Annotated in this window: 13 protein-coding genes; 4 read left to right on the forward strand and 9 right to left on the reverse strand. The window is 52.4% G+C overall.

What is annotated here, in order from left to right:
* Positions 1–5 precede the first annotated feature (5 nt).
* The 3 genes from ubiE to udp all read right to left on the reverse strand — a co-directional run bounded on the left by ubiE (position 6) and on the right by udp (position 3412).
* Positions 6–764: a bifunctional demethylmenaquinone methyltransferase/2-methoxy-6-polyprenyl-1,4-benzoquinol methylase UbiE gene (ubiE, locus tag QRY16_RS05385; protein ID WP_193405744.1), complete on the reverse strand. Its 759-nt coding sequence runs from the start codon at positions 762–764 to the stop codon at positions 6–8.
* 74 nt (positions 765–838) lie between these two features.
* Complete coding sequence (rmuC, locus tag QRY16_RS05390) at positions 839–2338, reverse strand: DNA recombination protein RmuC (protein WP_193405743.1); 1500 nt, start codon at positions 2336–2338, stop codon at positions 839–841.
* A 312-nt stretch (positions 2339–2650) separates the two neighbouring features.
* Positions 2651–3412, reverse strand: a complete 762-nt coding sequence (udp, locus tag QRY16_RS05395) for a uridine phosphorylase (RefSeq protein ID WP_289775895.1) — start codon at positions 3410–3412, stop codon at positions 2651–2653.
* A 305-nt stretch (positions 3413–3717) separates the two neighbouring features.
* Here udp and QRY16_RS05400 point away from each other — a divergent pair, with 305 nt between their 5' ends.
* Positions 3718–4554, forward strand: coding sequence for a dienelactone hydrolase family protein (locus QRY16_RS05400; protein ID WP_193405742.1), 837 nt, complete (start codon positions 3718–3720; stop codon positions 4552–4554).
* Positions 4555–4600: 46 nt separating this feature from the next.
* Here the strand turns inward: QRY16_RS05400 and metE are convergent, their stop codons facing one another.
* A complete protein-coding gene (metE, locus tag QRY16_RS05405; protein ID WP_289775896.1) occupies positions 4601–6871 on the reverse strand; it encodes a 5-methyltetrahydropteroyltriglutamate--homocysteine S-methyltransferase in 2271 nt (756 codons plus the stop codon).
* 144 nt (positions 6872–7015) lie between these two features.
* Here metE and metR point away from each other — a divergent pair, with 144 nt between their 5' ends.
* Positions 7016–7942 (forward strand): HTH-type transcriptional regulator MetR, encoded by a 927-nt coding sequence (metR, locus tag QRY16_RS05410; RefSeq protein WP_289775897.1) that lies wholly within the window; start codon positions 7016–7018, stop codon positions 7940–7942.
* A gap of 81 nt (positions 7943–8023) precedes the next feature.
* Positions 8024–8503 carry a YehS family protein gene (locus QRY16_RS05415; RefSeq protein WP_193405739.1) on the forward strand — a complete coding sequence of 160 codons (480 nt, stop codon included), beginning with the start codon at positions 8024–8026 and terminating at the stop codon, positions 8501–8503.
* Positions 8504–8609: 106 nt separating this feature from the next.
* Here the strand turns inward: QRY16_RS05415 and QRY16_RS05420 are convergent, their stop codons facing one another.
* The 3 genes from QRY16_RS05420 to pldB form a co-directional block, all read right to left on the reverse strand.
* Positions 8610–9470 carry a carboxylate/amino acid/amine transporter gene (locus QRY16_RS05420; RefSeq protein WP_289775898.1) on the reverse strand — a complete coding sequence of 287 codons (861 nt, stop codon included), beginning with the start codon at positions 9468–9470 and terminating at the stop codon, positions 8610–8612.
* 556 nt (positions 9471–10026) lie between these two features.
* The gene (gene yigL, locus QRY16_RS05425; protein ID WP_289775899.1) at positions 10027–10827 is read right to left on the reverse strand and encodes a sugar/pyridoxal phosphate phosphatase YigL; all 801 of its coding nucleotides are present in this window, start codon (positions 10825–10827) and stop codon (positions 10027–10029) included.
* Between the two features lie 56 nt (positions 10828–10883).
* The gene (gene pldB / locus QRY16_RS05430; protein WP_289775900.1) at positions 10884–11876 is read right to left on the reverse strand and encodes a lysophospholipase L2; all 993 of its coding nucleotides are present in this window, start codon (positions 11874–11876) and stop codon (positions 10884–10886) included.
* Between the two features lie 113 nt (positions 11877–11989).
* Here pldB and rhtB point away from each other — a divergent pair, with 113 nt between their 5' ends.
* Complete coding sequence (rhtB, locus tag QRY16_RS05435; RefSeq protein ID WP_289775901.1) at positions 11990–12613, forward strand: homoserine/homoserine lactone efflux protein; 624 nt, start codon at positions 11990–11992, stop codon at positions 12611–12613.
* A gap of 132 nt (positions 12614–12745) precedes the next feature.
* Here rhtB and rhtC read toward each other — a convergent pair whose 3' ends face one another.
* Both rhtC and recQ read right to left on the reverse strand, forming a co-directional pair.
* Positions 12746–13369 carry a threonine export protein RhtC gene (gene rhtC / locus QRY16_RS05440; protein ID WP_289775902.1) on the reverse strand — a complete coding sequence of 208 codons (624 nt, stop codon included), beginning with the start codon at positions 13367–13369 and terminating at the stop codon, positions 12746–12748.
* Positions 13370–13381: 12 nt separating this feature from the next.
* The gene (gene recQ, locus QRY16_RS05445) at positions 13382–15208 is read right to left on the reverse strand and encodes an ATP-dependent DNA helicase RecQ (protein ID WP_289775903.1); all 1827 of its coding nucleotides are present in this window, start codon (positions 15206–15208) and stop codon (positions 13382–13384) included.
* Between the last annotated feature and the right edge of the window lie 7 nt (positions 15209–15215).

The raw sequence follows: 15215 nt of genomic DNA on the forward strand, positions 1-15215 counted from the left end.
ACCGTTTAAAACTTAAATCCGCGGTGTAGCGCGACGATGCCGCCGGTCATGTTGAAGTAGGTGGTATTTTCAAAACCAACATCATTCATCATCGCCTTTAGGGTTTCCTGATCGGGGTGCATGCGGATTGATTCAGCCAGATAGCGATAGCTTTCTGCGTCTTGCGCCACCAGTTGTCCGATGCGTGGCAGGATGTGGAATGAATACGCATCATAAGCTTTGCTCAACGGCTCAATGACGGGTTTGGAAAATTCCAGTACCAGCAAACGACCGCCCGGCTTTAGCACGCGAAACATGGAAGCCAGCGCTTTCTCTTTTTCAGTCACGTTACGCAGGCCGAAGGAGATGGTAATGCAGTCAAAATAATTATCCGGGAACGGCAGCGCTTCGGCATTTGCCTGAACATAGTTGACGTTGCCAACCACACCACGATTACGCAGCTTCTCGCGGCCCATTTTCAACATTGAGCTATTGATGTCGGCCAGTACCACCTGACCCGTTTCGCCCACCAAACGGGAGAATTTTGCGGTCAAATCGCCGGTTCCACCCGCCAGATCCAGGACACGCTGTCCACGGCGAACGCCGCTGCTGTCGATGGTAAAACGCTTCCAGACACGATGGATGCCAAACGACATCAGGTCGTTCATCACGTCGTATTTTGCCGCTACGGAATGAAACACGTCCGCGACTTTATCGGCCTTCTCACTTTTAGCGACCGTCTGAAAGCCAAAATGGGTGGTTTCCTGCTGTGATTCATCTGCCATCGGTTTACCTGCTCCACAAATAATTCTTCCCGAAGTGTATCAGAGTCACGGAGGTCAGGCACGTTGCGCCCGTGCTATTCGTGGAGACGTCTCACACGTAAGCCGCTGTCATCCGCTTCGTTTTCCTCTTGCTGCTCGTCAGCAGGTTCACTTTCTGGCCTGGCACGTTCCACCAGCAACGGATTAATGGAACGCTTCACCTCAACGCCAAGATCGCGAAATACTTCAGTTTGCGCGATCAAATTGCCGCGCCCCTCTGCCAGTTTTTTCATCGCTTCACGATAGCTGTTTTGCGCTTTATCCAGATTGACGCCAATGCCGCTCATGTCGTCAACAAACAGCCGCATTTTATCGTATAACCTTGCCGCGCGATCAGCGATACGCTGCGCATTGCGACTTTGGTGCTCATAGCGCCAAAGGTTATTGATTGTACGCAGCGCAACTAACAGTGTGGTTGGGCTGACCAGCATAATATTTTGCTGCAACGCTTCGCTGATTAATTCAGGCTGACGATCGATTGCCAGCAAAAAGGCCGGTTCTACCGGGATAAACATCAACACATAATCCAGCGATCGTAAACCGGGCAATTGTTGATAATCTTTGCGTCCCAGCAAGCGGATGTGTCCGCGCATTGCGCTGATATGTGCCTGAATTGCCTGTTCGCGATCGGCTTCACTTTCCGCATTAAAGTAGCGTTCATACGCCACCAGCGTCATTTTGGCGTCAATCACCACATCTTTGTCTTGCGGTAAACGGACGATGACATCGGGTTGCATCCTGCCCTGCTGTTCTGCCTGAATGCTGACCTGAGTTTCGTATTCATAACCTTCGCGTAGCCCGGATGCTTCCAGTACGCGGCTCAGGACCACTTCTCCCCAGTTGCCTTGAATTTTATTGTCGCCTTTTAGCGCCTTTGTCAGATTGATCGCTTCTTGCGCCATCTGCGCATTTAACTGCTGAAGCTGGCGGATTTCATGGGTTAGCGTATGGCGTTCGCGCGCTTCTACTCCAAAACTTTCATGCACCTGACGACGAAAACCGTCCAGCTGTTCACGTAGTGGACCGATCAGGCTGTTCAGGCTTTGACGGTTTTGCTCATCGACGCGCCGCCCGCTGTTTTCAAAAATACGATTGGCAAGATTTTCAAACTGGGCGCTGAGGCGCTGTTCACTGTTGGTCAGCAAGCGCTGTTTCTCTTCAGCGGCAAAGCGCGTTTCTTCAAGACGAATGGTAACTTCGCGAAGTTCAGCTTCCTGGGCGCTGTTCACTTCCAGCTGATTACGCAACTCGCGATTCAGCTGTTCGCTTTCACCGCGCCAGTAATCAAGCTGCTGCAGGCGCTCATTGGCCCCGCTCAGCGCACCATGCAGGTGATGCAATTCCTGCTCACGCTGTTGCGATTGTTGCTGAAGTTGTTCGATATGCTGTTGCTGACGCTGCTGTGCCGCTTCTAACAGACGACGCTCGGTAGCAAAACTGGCTAATTGTTGGCTGGCGCGTAATTGCGCCAGCATCCAGCCAATGCCCAGGCCGGCCAGCGCCAGACAGGCACTGATGATGATGTGCTGATCCATGATTCCCCCGCCACATACGTTGCTGAGAGAAAAGGTAGAGTCGCACTGTATGAATGTCCAGACAATTTTGCCCGACAGGCAGGCCTTACGCCGCCTTAAAAGCCCCTTGTCGGTTTGCAATGCCCGCCAGGAAGCACGGCGCTGGCAACCCGCGCAACAAAGTAGCGTTTTTCCATAGCGGGATCGGGAAAAAGGAAGCGCGATCGGGAAACATCGTATTGCATATAAGCATTCGCAGGCTCAGCTGAAGCAGGCGGATTTAAACCAGGCAGCAGGCGGCTCTCTCACTCCTGAAACCTGCTGCCGTGCGCGTTATAGCAAGCGACGCGCCGCTTCTACGACAATCTTCACCGCATCGCTTTCGGTCTGTTTCATGGTTACCGCATCCGGGATCTCTTTCTGCGTGCGATTGACGATAACACCCGCCACCATACCAGCACGCAGTCCCTGACTGGCGCACATGGTTAATAACGTCGCGGATTCCATCTCATAATTCAGCACCCCCATTTGCTGCCACTCTTTCATCGATCCCTGAAAGCGGTTTACCACACGGCCCGAGAAGGTGTCATAGCGTTCCTGGCCTGGGTAAAACGTGTCGGACGACGCGGTAACACCGATATGGGTGGTGGCTCCGCACGCTTCTGCGGCCGCAACCAATGCGGTCGTGCAGGTAAAATCGGCCACCGCTGGAAACGCCATAGGGGCAAAATGCAGGCTGGCACCGTCTAAACGCACGGATGCGGTGGTCACTAAGACATCACCCACATTTATATGCGGCTGAATCGCGCCGGTCGTGCCAACGCGCAGAAAGGTGCGCACACCAAGTTGAGCCAGCTCTTCAACCGCAATTGACGTTGACGGGCCACCGATACCGGTCGAACACACGACAACCGGCTTGCCGTCCAGTTTTGCCAGCCACGTCGTAAATTCGCGGTGCGACGCCAGATGCTGTGCATTCTCCATTAACCCGGCGATTTTTTTAACGCGCTCTGGATCGCCAGGCACAATGGCTAAAGTCGCTCCCTGCAAATCGGCTTTGGTAAGGCCAAGGTGGAAAACGTCAGATTGTGACATATCAGACTCCTGATTGAAGGAAAGTAACGCGCCACTCTACGTCAGCCTGCGCGATAAATATGTGATAGCAATCAATATAAAAAATGAAAATTACATTTCATATCAAAATAAATGTGATGAATATCACGCATTAAGATCAAGTCATCCTTCACTGCTACAAGCGGTGCTGTGTAACCCGTCATCGCAATGTTAAAGAGATAGGTGATTTTATCTGTTGCTAACTCTGCTACCCCTTGTCTGGTCCATGTGAGATCTGGCCAGGCTATAGTTACGTGATCGCGCTATTTGCTTGCACGGAGAGAACAATGAAAACCGAAGATAATATGGCACAAAAATCTGCTGGAGGCGGCTTTGCACCTGCGGTACAACCCACTGCTTCTACAACCATTATTACTGAAAGCCCTGCTATTCAATCCGGCGAAACCTCGGTTCCAAGTCAGGGCGAGAATATGCCCGCGTTTTATGCCAGGCCAAAAGATGTTGAAGGGCCGTTACCGATGGTCCTGGTGGTGCAGGAAATTTTCGGCGTACACGAACACATTCGTGATATTTGCCGCCGTCTGGCGCTGGAAGGTTATCTGGCCATTGCGCCCGAACTGTATTTCCGCGAAGGAGATCCGAGCGAATACGATGATATTCCGACGTTGTTTAAAGAGCTGGTAAGTAAAGTACCGGATACGCAAGTGTTATCTGATCTTGACCACGCCGCAAACTGGGCGTCTCGCCACGGCGGCGATATTCGCAGAATGGGCATTACCGGTTTCTGTTGGGGTGGTCGCATCAGCTGGCTTTACGCAGCGCATAATCCGCAGCTTCGTGCCGCCGTAGCATGGTATGGTCGCCTGACAGGCGATAAATCCATGAAACAGCAAAAACATCCGATTGATATTGCCGTTGATTTATCCGCACCCGTTCTGGGCTTATATGGCGGTCAGGATGACGGCATTCCGCTGGAAAGCGTTGAACAGATGCGCCAGGCGCTGCATGCCGCCAATGCCAAAGCTGAAATCATCGTCTACCCCGAAGCCGGACATGCATTTAATGCTGATTATCGTCCAGGCTATCATGCCGAGTCTGCCAGAGATGGCTGGGCGCGTATGCTTGCCTGGTTCAGGCAATATGGCGTTGCGCCATCCGCTTAGTAAAAAAGGGGCGCCTCAGCGCCCCAACACTTCAATACCAAACCGTTTAAACAGTTTCACCACGCAATTTTTTCGCCGCTTTTACCATGTTAGCCAGCGCCTGACGCGTTTCGGTCCAGCCACGTGTTTTCAGGCCGCAGTCTGGGTTTACCCATAAACGCTCTTCTGGAATACGCTGCGCCGCTTTTAGTAACAGCGCCTCCATCCACTCCACGCTCGGCACGTTTGGCGAATGAATGTCATACACGCCTGGGCCAATTTCGTTCGGATATTCAAAAGTTTCAAAAGCTTCCAGCAGATCCATATCTGAACGTGAGGTTTCAATGGTGATCACATCCGCATCCAGCGCCGCAATAGAATCCATGATGTCGTTGAACTCGCAATAACACATATGTGTATGAATTTGCGTGTCATCTTGCGCTACGGCTGCATTCAGACGGAAAGCGTCAACCGCCCAGGCCAGATAGGCAGCCCAGTCTGACTGATGAAGCGGCAGACCCTCGCGTAACGCCGGCTCATCAATCTGAATAATGCCGATACCGGCTTTTTCCAAATCTTCCACTTCATCACGCAGCGCCAGCGCAATTTGTCTGGCAATGGTTTCACGGGTCACGTCTTCACGCGGAAACGACCAGCAAAGAATCGTTACCGGACCGGTCAACATGCCTTTTACCGGCTTGTCAGTCAGCGATTGCGCATATTTCGCCCATTCTACGGCGATAGCTTCAGGACGGCTGACATCACCGATGATTACGGGCGGCTTCACGCAGCGCGAACCATAGCTCTGCACCCAACCATTTTGCGTAAACACGAAACCATCCAGATGCTCGCCGAAATATTCGACCATATCGTTACGTTCGGCCTCTCCATGCACCAGCACGTCCAGCCCTAAACGCTCCTGCTCAACAATCGCCTGCCTGATGTGTCCGGCAATACCAGTGCGGTAGTGATTGCTGTCCAGACGACCCTGTTTGAAGTCAAGACGCAGCCCGCGAATTTCGGTGGTCTGCGGGAAAGAACCGATAGTGGTGGTCGGCCAGGCCGGCAGGTTAAACCGTTGGCGCTGCGCTTTCGCACGTTCGCCATAGGCGCTCTGACGCTCACTGTCCTGGGCAGTAATGGCTTGCAGACGTTTGCCAACGGCGGCATTGTGCACACGGCTTGAGTGAGCGCGTGCACGAACTGGCGCACTCCACGCTTCCAGCGATGCCGCATCGTGGTTATTCAGCGCGTTACTTAGCAAAGAAAGCTCTGCGCACTTCTGAAGGGCAAAAGCAAACCAGCTTTTCACTTCTTCGTCCAGACGCGTTTCCACGCTCAGATCAATTGGGCTGTGCAGCAGCGAGCAGGAGGTGCCAATCCACAGTTGTTCACGTTGACCTGTCAGCGGTTGCAGGCGCTCGAACCAGCTGCTCAGATCGGCACGCCACACGTTACGGCCATTAATCACGCCAAGCGAAAGCAGCCAGGAAGCCGGAAGTTGCTGGTTCAGCGCCTGAATGTCATCACGTCCGTGCACCAGGTCAACATGCAGTCCCTGCACTGGCAGTTCACGAATCACATCAATGTTCTGACCGATACTGTCGAAGTAAGTCGTCAGCAGCAGTTTGCTCTGGCCTTGCAGTGCAGCGTAAGCCGGTTTAAAGGCGTCGCGCCAGGCTTGTGGCAATTCCAGCGCCAGGGCAGGCTCATCAATCTGTACCCACTCAATATCTCGTTTAGCCAGTTCAGCTAATACTTGCTGATACACCGGCAAAATAGCGTTCAGTAACGACAGGCGATCAAATTGTTCGCCCTTTACTTTACCCAGCCACAGATAGGTTAGCGGGCCAAGCAAAACCGGTTTGATTTTGTGACCCAGCGCCAGCGCTTCGTCAACTTCATCCAGTAACTGCGTCCAGGTCAGTTTGAACTGCTGGCCTTTGATAAATTCCGGCACCATATAGTGATAATTGGTGTTAAACCATTTGGTCATTTCAGCAGCAGCGGCAGGCTCGCCCGTCGGCGCCCGGCCACGACCCAGGCGGAACAGCGTGTCGAGATCGACAGAACCTTCTTTATTCTGGTGGCGCGCGGGTACATTTCCCAGCAGCAGGCTGGTGGTCAGCACATGATCATACCAGGCGAAGTCCCCCACCGGCAGCAGATCTACTCCCGCGTCTTTCTGTTGTTGCCAGTGACGTGCCCGCAGCTCGCGGCCTACCGCCAGTAATTCTTCCTGGCTGCTGTGACCGGCCCAGTAGCTTTCCTGGGCCTTTTTTAGTTCGCGATGCAGGCCAACACGTGGAAAGCCGAGAGTATGGTTCAGAATGGTCATTTGCTGTTCTCCAGATATTCTTTCACTTTGGCTTAGGACTGGCAGCCAAAGATGTTTAGCCGTCCAGATGTTTACACCGCTATATTCTGCGGGTACTGTATGTTCCTCAAGCGCAATTTGTTCAATTCGATATGAAGGACTCTCATGATCGAACTCAAGCACCTGCGGACGCTTCAGGCTCTGCGTAATACGGGATCGCTGGCTGCTGCGGCTGCCCAGCTCCATCAGACGCAATCAGCGTTGTCACATCAGTTCAGCGATCTGGAGCAGCGGCTGGGATTCCGCCTGTTCGTCCGTAAAAGCCAGCCGTTGCGATTTACGCCGCAGGGAGAAATTTTGTTACAGCTGGCAGAACAAGTGCTGCCGCAAATTCAGCAGGCACTGCAAGCCTGCCACGAGCCACATCAGACCACGTTGCGTATAGCCATTGAATGCCACAGCTGTATTCAATGGCTGACGCCAGCACTGGATAACTTCCGTCAGAGCTGGCCGCAGGTGGTGATGGATTTCAAATCCGGTGTCACCTTTGATCCGCAGCCAGCGCTGCAGCAGGGTGAGCTGGATGTAGTGCTGACCTCTGACATTCTGCCGCGCTCCGGCCTGTTCTATTCACCCATGTTTGATTTTGAAGTGCGATTAGTTCTGGCGCCGGATCACCCACTGGCGCAGGTTGAACATATCTCCCCGGAAGATCTTGGCGATGAAGTGTTGATGATTTATCCGGTGCAGCGTCAACGGCTTGATATTTGGCGTCATTTCCTGCAACCCGCTGGCGTTAGCCCAGCGTTGAAAAGTGTCGATAACACCTTGCTATTAATTCAGATGGTGTCGGCACGCATGGGCATTGCCGCATTGCCGCACTGGGTCGTGGAAAGTTTTGAAAAACAGGGATTAGTGGTGACGAAAACGTTAGGTGACGGATTATGGAGTCGGCTTTATGCAGCCGTTCGTGACGGCGAGCAGCGCCAACCCGTGCTGGAAGCCTTTATCCGCTTTGCTCGCCAGCATGCCTGTGATCATTTGCCTTTTGTACGCAATGCCCAACATCCGGGAATGCTGTTGCAGCGATAATCCAGCCCATAAACCTGCGCGAATGCCGGCAAAATCCCCTATAATGCGCAGCCTGTCGACTGACCATAAGAAGATTTCACCATGACTAACAATGATATTCTGCGCAGCGTGCGCTACATGCTCGATTTGAGCGATGCCAAAATGGTGGCAATTTTTGCGCTGGCAGGCTGCGATGTGCCGCAAGCCGATGTGCAAACGTGGTTGAAGAAGGATGACGACGCGGCATTTCGTCCGTGTCCAGACGTATTGATGGGTTACTTCCTGAATGGATTGATTTTCCATCGCCGCGGCAAAAGTGAAGATATGCCGACTCCTTCCATTGAGCGCAAAATGAATAACAATATTTTCATGAAAAAGTTGCGTATTGCCTTCGATTTGAAAACTTCTGATATTCCTGACGTGCTAAAACGCGCCAACTTTACGGTTTCTCAGGCAGAAATAGGCGCTATCTTCCGTAAACCCGATCATAAGAACTATCGCGAATGCGGCGATCAGATTATGCGTAACTTTCTCAAAGGGCTGGCGATGATTCATCGGCCTAAAACGGGTAAACCTGCCTGAGTTCCGCTACATCGCTGTTCAGCCAAAAAAGGCGATCCCGACCCATAAAGCTGTGCGATCGGGCTCGCTCTTCCTGATTTATCGTCATTCAATCATGTTGTTAAATTTACTTCGGGCTATGCCCAATTACCCAGCGTTTATGCACCCATAGCGACGCGATAATCACTAACGCACCCGCGATAAAACCTGGCCAGTGTGGCTGTTGCTGCCAGATGGCCAGGTTAACCAGCAACCCGGCTGGCACATGCATATTGTTCATAATGCCCAGCGTTCCTGCATCAACCTGGGTGGCGCCGTAATTCCACATGAAGTAACCCAGACCAGAGGCCGCTACGCCTAACCACACCAAAATGCTCCATTGCAGCGATGTAGTCGGAAGTTTGCTGGGATTTCCCCATATGCTCCAGGCGATAGCTGCGATCATGACGGCGCCCAGGTAAAACCAGGAAAACGCCGTGTGCTGCGGCATCGGGCGCGTTTCCTGTAGCCGCTTATAGCCCACCATTCCCGCCGCAAAGCAGATATTCGACAGCTGTACCAGCATCAATCCAAACCAGAAGTTATCGCTGACTTTGTCATAGCGAATGATTGCTGCCCCTGCGACGGCCAAAAGTGCGCTGAATAGATAGCCGATGCGCAGCGGCCGCTTGCTGATCAGATCATAAATCAGGGTTACATACAGCGGCGTCATTACGGTGAACAGCAGGAACTCGGACACGCTAAGGTAAAGGTAGGCTTCAAAACTTATCAAATACATAATGCCTAATTGCAGCATTCCCACCAGCATATAAAGCAGTAGCGTTGAAGGGCGATAGCCACGCCAGCGCAAGAATGGCAAAAACACCAACGCCGCCAGCGACAGCCGCATGAAAACAGAGAACCAGGTATCAACCTGGCCAGCAAGGTATTCTCCGATCAGGCTAAAAGAAAAAGCCCAAAGAATGGTGGTAACAATCAATAACAGCACGGTAACAGCCCCGATTTTGACGAATGCGCCAGTTTAAACAAAGTGCCAGAAGAAGGCTGTTTTATCTGGTTTACAACTGCATCAAAAATAGGCAGACACGCCTCTTTTTTCGAACCGTCCCCTAAAAGCGAACGTTCACTTTCTTAAAACAAAAAAGTCCTGACGCATAATGTGCCATTTTTGTTCACCAACCCACCGCCCGTTACAGAAATGAAGCGCTTTCGCGACTTGTCACAGCAACACGCTGAAACCATTCCTGTTCTCTGCCAAAGGATGCTATTTCCTTTTATGAATACGCTGATATTCCCGGCTCGCTGCTGTGTGGCGGGATACCGGATAAAATCTTCGCGGTCATCACCTGCAGCCGGGCTATTCGACGAGCCTGGCGCCGCTGGTGCTATTGTGGATTATTGAATGGAACGAGAGTTACTTAGCGATAATTGTTGGCTGCGTTCTGGCAGTGATTCTGCTGTTGTTAAGCATGAAACGGCCATAACACAAAAAAACGGCGGGCTGAGCTGCTAAAAAAGGCCGGTTGTACTAACCGGCCATTCCGTTATGACATAAATAAGGCTCGCAACGCCTGCGGCACGGCATCTTCTGCATTCGTGCCAATTACCTCTAAGTCAGGCAAGGTATCTTTTAACCGCTGCTGTGCGTTTCGCATAATGTAACCCTTACCCGCCATGCTCAGCATTTCAACATCATTCATACCATCACCAAAGGCAATGCACTCTTTCAGTGAGTAGTTTAGCCGCTTTGCGACGGCTTCCAGCGCATGGCCTTTCGACACGCCGCCCGCCATCACTTCCAGACAGGTTGGCAGCGAAAAACTCACGTTCACGCGATCGCCCCAGCGCGCTTCGATTGCCTGTTCCAGCGGGATCAGCTGCTCAGGATCTTCGCAGGTAAAAAAGACTTTGCTGATGCCATCGGTCGGTAACAGGCCTGGCTCATAGACTTGATAATTGAATACCGACTCGCGGAAATAATCCTGTTCAGCCGGACGTGAACGACTCACAAGCCACTCATCATCACGATAAACGTGCGTCAGAATTTCAGGATGATGGTATTGCAAGCCATAAAGATCGCTCGCAATATCCTGATCCAAATTAAGGCTAAAGATCAGTTCGCCATCAGCATTGTGCACACGGGTACCGTTTGAGGTGATCATGTAAGCCGGAATGCCAAGCTTGTCACGCATCTGACCAACATCAATATGATGGCGACCAGTCGCGAAAACGAAGTGAATGTCATACACCATCAGTTTTTGCAGCGTTTCGCGGGCAAAAGGGGTAATACGATGTTCGGGGGAAAGCAGCGTGCCATCCAGGTCGGATGCAACGATGTGATACATGAAAACCTCGGGTATCTGGTTCAGAAGGCCGTAGCCACTCAGGTAAATGAAACTATCTAACGATGAGACGAAAAGAAGTCGATCACCGTATTCAGCGCTTCGGCGCGCATTTCGTCTTTTTCAAACAAGATCTCATGTCGCGCGCCCTGTATTATTCGCGGCGTTCCACCTTCGCAGGGATGACCTGCCGCTGCCATCGCGGCACAAAAGAGATCCTGCGAACGGTTGTCCACGACACGATCGTCGCTGGCTTGTAATAACAAAACTGGCGTGGTGATTTTGTCCACCTGGCTAATAATGTTGCGGCCAGCGTGAATGCCTTCCCGCACCCAGTGATAAGTGGGTCCACCGACGCGAATCGCCGGATCGTCAGCATAAAAACGCAAATTACGACGATAACGCTCTGCGCTGTGTGTTAACCGGTTAATGCCAAACGGGTGCGCCCGCCAACGTCCGGTGCCTAATGCATAGCCATCACGCAAGGCGGGACGTTTTTCAGCCCAGTCGAGAATACGGTGCGCCATCCATTCTGGTAACGGCAGAGCAATGCCAAACATCGGCGCCACCAATGCCACACCGTGAAACGCCTGCGGCTGGCGCGTCAGAAACAACGTCAAAATCGCGCCACCCATTGAATGCGCCAGGGCATAACGCTGTTGATAGTGCCCGCCAACGATCTCTTTTAAATAGAGCGTTTCCAGATCATCAACGTAATGGGTAAATTCAGCCACATGACCACGATGCGAATCTCCCAGTAATCGATCAGATCGACCCTGCCCGCGATGATCAAGGATGATCACGTCAAAGCCACAGTGAAACAGATCGTACGCCAGCTCAGGGTACTTTACGTAACTCTCAATGCGGCCCGGCACAATTAAAATGACACGCGTATGTTGCGGTGAAGTGAAGCGCACATAGCGCAGGGTAAGATTTTCTACCCCGGTAAACTCCCCTTCTTCGCGGCGATGCCAAAAGTCCAGCAGCGGACCGGTCGCAAAGGCGGCGAATGCTTTTTCACGCCGAAGCCAGCTGGCTTTGTGTTGATTCATTCGCCCTCCTGTTTACGCTGGAAAAGTGTCTGATCTGCCGCGTGTCGCCCATAGCGCCGCGTTTATTTCTGGCGTATTGTGTCACACTTCCGACCATACAGGGAACGTGGCCCATGACCATCGAATGGTGGCTGACCTATCTTTTTACCACCTCAATTCTCAGTTTATCGCCCGGCTCTGGAGCGATTAATACCATGAGTACCGGCATTAGCCACGGCTATCGCGGGGCAGTGGCCTCCATTGCTGGCCTGCAGCTTGGTCTGTCGCTGCACATCGTGCTGGTCGGCGTTGGCCTTGGCGCACTGTTTTCACACTCGCTGCTGGCGTTTGAAATACTTAAATGGGCAGGCGCAGCGTATCTGGTCTGGCTTGGCATTCAGCAATGGCGTTCAGCAGGCGCTATCGATCTTAAGGCCGTATCCAAAGCGATGCCACGCCGTCGCCTGTTTAAACGAGCGCTGCTGGTAAACCTCACCAACCCGAAAAGTATCGTGTTTCTTGCCGCGCTGTTTCCGCAATTTGTCCTGCCGCACCAACCACAACTGGCGCAGTTTCTGGTGCTGGGCATAACCACGGTAGTGGTGGATATTCTCGTGATGATTGGTTATGCCACATTAGCAACACGCATCGCAATATGGATTAGAGGACCAGACCAAATGAAGCTGCTGAATCGCTCATTTGGCGGAATGTTTATTGCAGTCGGCGCGCTACTGGCCTGTGCAAGAAAAGTTGTCTGACTGGCCCCTTTTTTCTTTATACCGGCCGCTGGGTCACAGCCCGCTCGGTAGCGGTCAGTGCGCCGTCCCATATGATATTACGTGAGGAGGACGAGCCTTGCCCGATGCCGGGCGGGTCAGGTAAACCCGCGCTTAACGTGCGATGATCAAATGAATACCGAATCCGGCGAATAATACGCCCGCCATGCCATCTACCCACTTCGCTAAACGCTGATATTTGTCCCGCACCCACGGCATGGCAAAAATCGACGCCACCAGCGTAAACCACGCGAACGTCTCGCCGACAATTAACAGAAACAGCCCCCAACGCTCCATCGCCCCCACATCGTTACCCACAAACAGTGAGAAAACGCTACCGAAGTAAATAATCGCTTTTGGATTCGACAGGTTGGTGAGAAAGCCTTTCAGGAAGCTCATGCCTTTATTAGGCAGCGCGACTGTTGGCTCTGGCGAATGGGGCTGCTTATGGCGCTGACGTGCCGAACACATTAACTGCCAGCCCATCCACAACAGATAAATACCGCCGCCAACCATAATAATTTGGTGCAGCCACGCCATTTTCTGCAGAATCAGATGCAGGCCCATCAGGGCGACACCCGCCCAGATAACAATGCCCAGCGTGATGCCAAACACGCCCATCATCGCTTCTTTGCGGGAGCGGCTGGCCGCCGTTTGCGACACAAAAAAGAAGTCCGGGCCAGGACTCATCAGCGCCACCAAATGTACCAGCGCAACCGTAGCAAATAACATCAACATAACTGGCATCCTTTATTCTTCATCAATATGCTCTTTGATCATCACCAAAAAGGGTTTACCAAAGCGCTCCAGCTTGCGGTGTCCAACGCCGTTAACGCTTAACATCTCTGATGCGCTAAGCGGTATCTGCTCCGCCATTTCAATTAACGTGGCATCGTTGAATACCACATAAGGCGGGATATTTTCTTCATCAGCGATGGCTTTACGTAACTTACGCAGTTTGGCAAACAGTTTGCGATCATAGTTGCCGCCATGAAACTTCGCCGAACCGTTGTACTTAGATTTGGCGGTAATCAGTCGCGGCACCGCCAGCATCAGCGGCACTTCGCCGCGCAATACCGGACGTGCCGCTTCAGTCAGCTGCAAAGCTGAATGCATAGCAATATTTTGCGTCACCAGACCCAAATGGATTAACTGACGCAGTACGCTCACCCAATGTTCATGGCTGTGATCTTTACCCAGGCCATAAACGGGCAGTTTGTCGTGACCCTGTTCACGGATACGCTGATTATTTGCGCCGCGCAGAACTTCAACAATGTAACCCATGCCGAAACGTTGCCCAACGCGATAAATACCGGAAAGCGCTTTTTGCGCTTCGACTAATCCGTCATAACGCTTGGGTGGATCAAGGCAGATGTCGCAATTGCTACAAGCCTGCTGGCGACCTTCACCAAAGTAGTTCAGCAGCACGAGACGACGACAGGTTTGCGCCTCGGCAAAGGCATTCATCGCGTTCAGTTTGTGACGTTCTATATCCTGCAACGGACCCGGCGCTTTCTCTTCAAGGCACTTACGTAGCCATGCCATATCGGCCGGATCATACAACATCATCGCTTCTGCGGGTAAACCGTCACGGCCAGCGCGACCGGTTTCCTGATAATAGGATTCGATGTTGCGTGGAATATCGAAGTGCACCACAAAACGTACGTTGGGCTTGTTGATGCCCATGCCAAACGCCACAGTAGCCACCACGATTTGCAAGTCATCCCGCTGAAATGCTTCCTGCACCCGGGCACGCTGTTGGCTGTCAATACCGGCATGATAAGCCCCTACGCTCAGGCCACGGCTCTGCAGCCGTGCAGCGGTATCCTCTACTTTTGCCCGGCTATTACAGTAAATAATGCCGCACTTGCCGCGCTGATCCTGTACATAGCGCAACAGCTGATCGGTGGGTTTAAACTTCTCCACCAGCGTGTAGCGAATATTAGGACGATCGAAGCTGCTGATCTGGATCAGCGGATCATGCATGTGCAGCAGGTTAACGATGTCGTTACGGGTAGTTTCGTCGGCGGTGGCGGTCAATGCCATGACCGGGAGATCAGGGAAGCGCTGACGCATTTTCCCCAGCGCGCCATATTCCGGGCGGAAATCATGGCCCCATTGTGAAATACAGTGTGCTTCATCAACCGCTAGCATTGACGGCTGCCAATGCGCCAGATTTTCAAGAAAGTTGTCCATCATCAAGCGTTCTGGCGCGATATACAGCAGCTTCACGCGCCCGGTACGGCAATCTGCCATCACCGCCTGCTGCTGCTCACGCGTCATCGTAGAATTCAGGCAAGCCGCTGCCACACCGTTGGCCAGCAACTGATCAACCTGATCTTTCATCAGCGAAATGAGCGGTGATACCACCAGCGTCAGCCCGTCACGCACCAGCGCGGGGATCTGATAACACAGCGATTTACCACCGCCGGTCGGCATCACCACCAGACAATCCCGCCCATTCAGCGCTTCATTGATAATTGTTTGCTGTCCGGGGCGAAATTGTTGATAGCCGAAGGTATTTTGCAATACCTGCTGCGCCAACGCTTCTTGATTAAGAACTGCCGAGGTTGCCACTGTATTC

It is taken from the genome of Mixta mediterraneensis, assembly GCF_030283135.1.
In the GTDB taxonomy this organism is placed as follows: Bacteria; Pseudomonadota; Gammaproteobacteria; order Enterobacterales; family Enterobacteriaceae; genus Pantoea; species Pantoea mediterraneensis.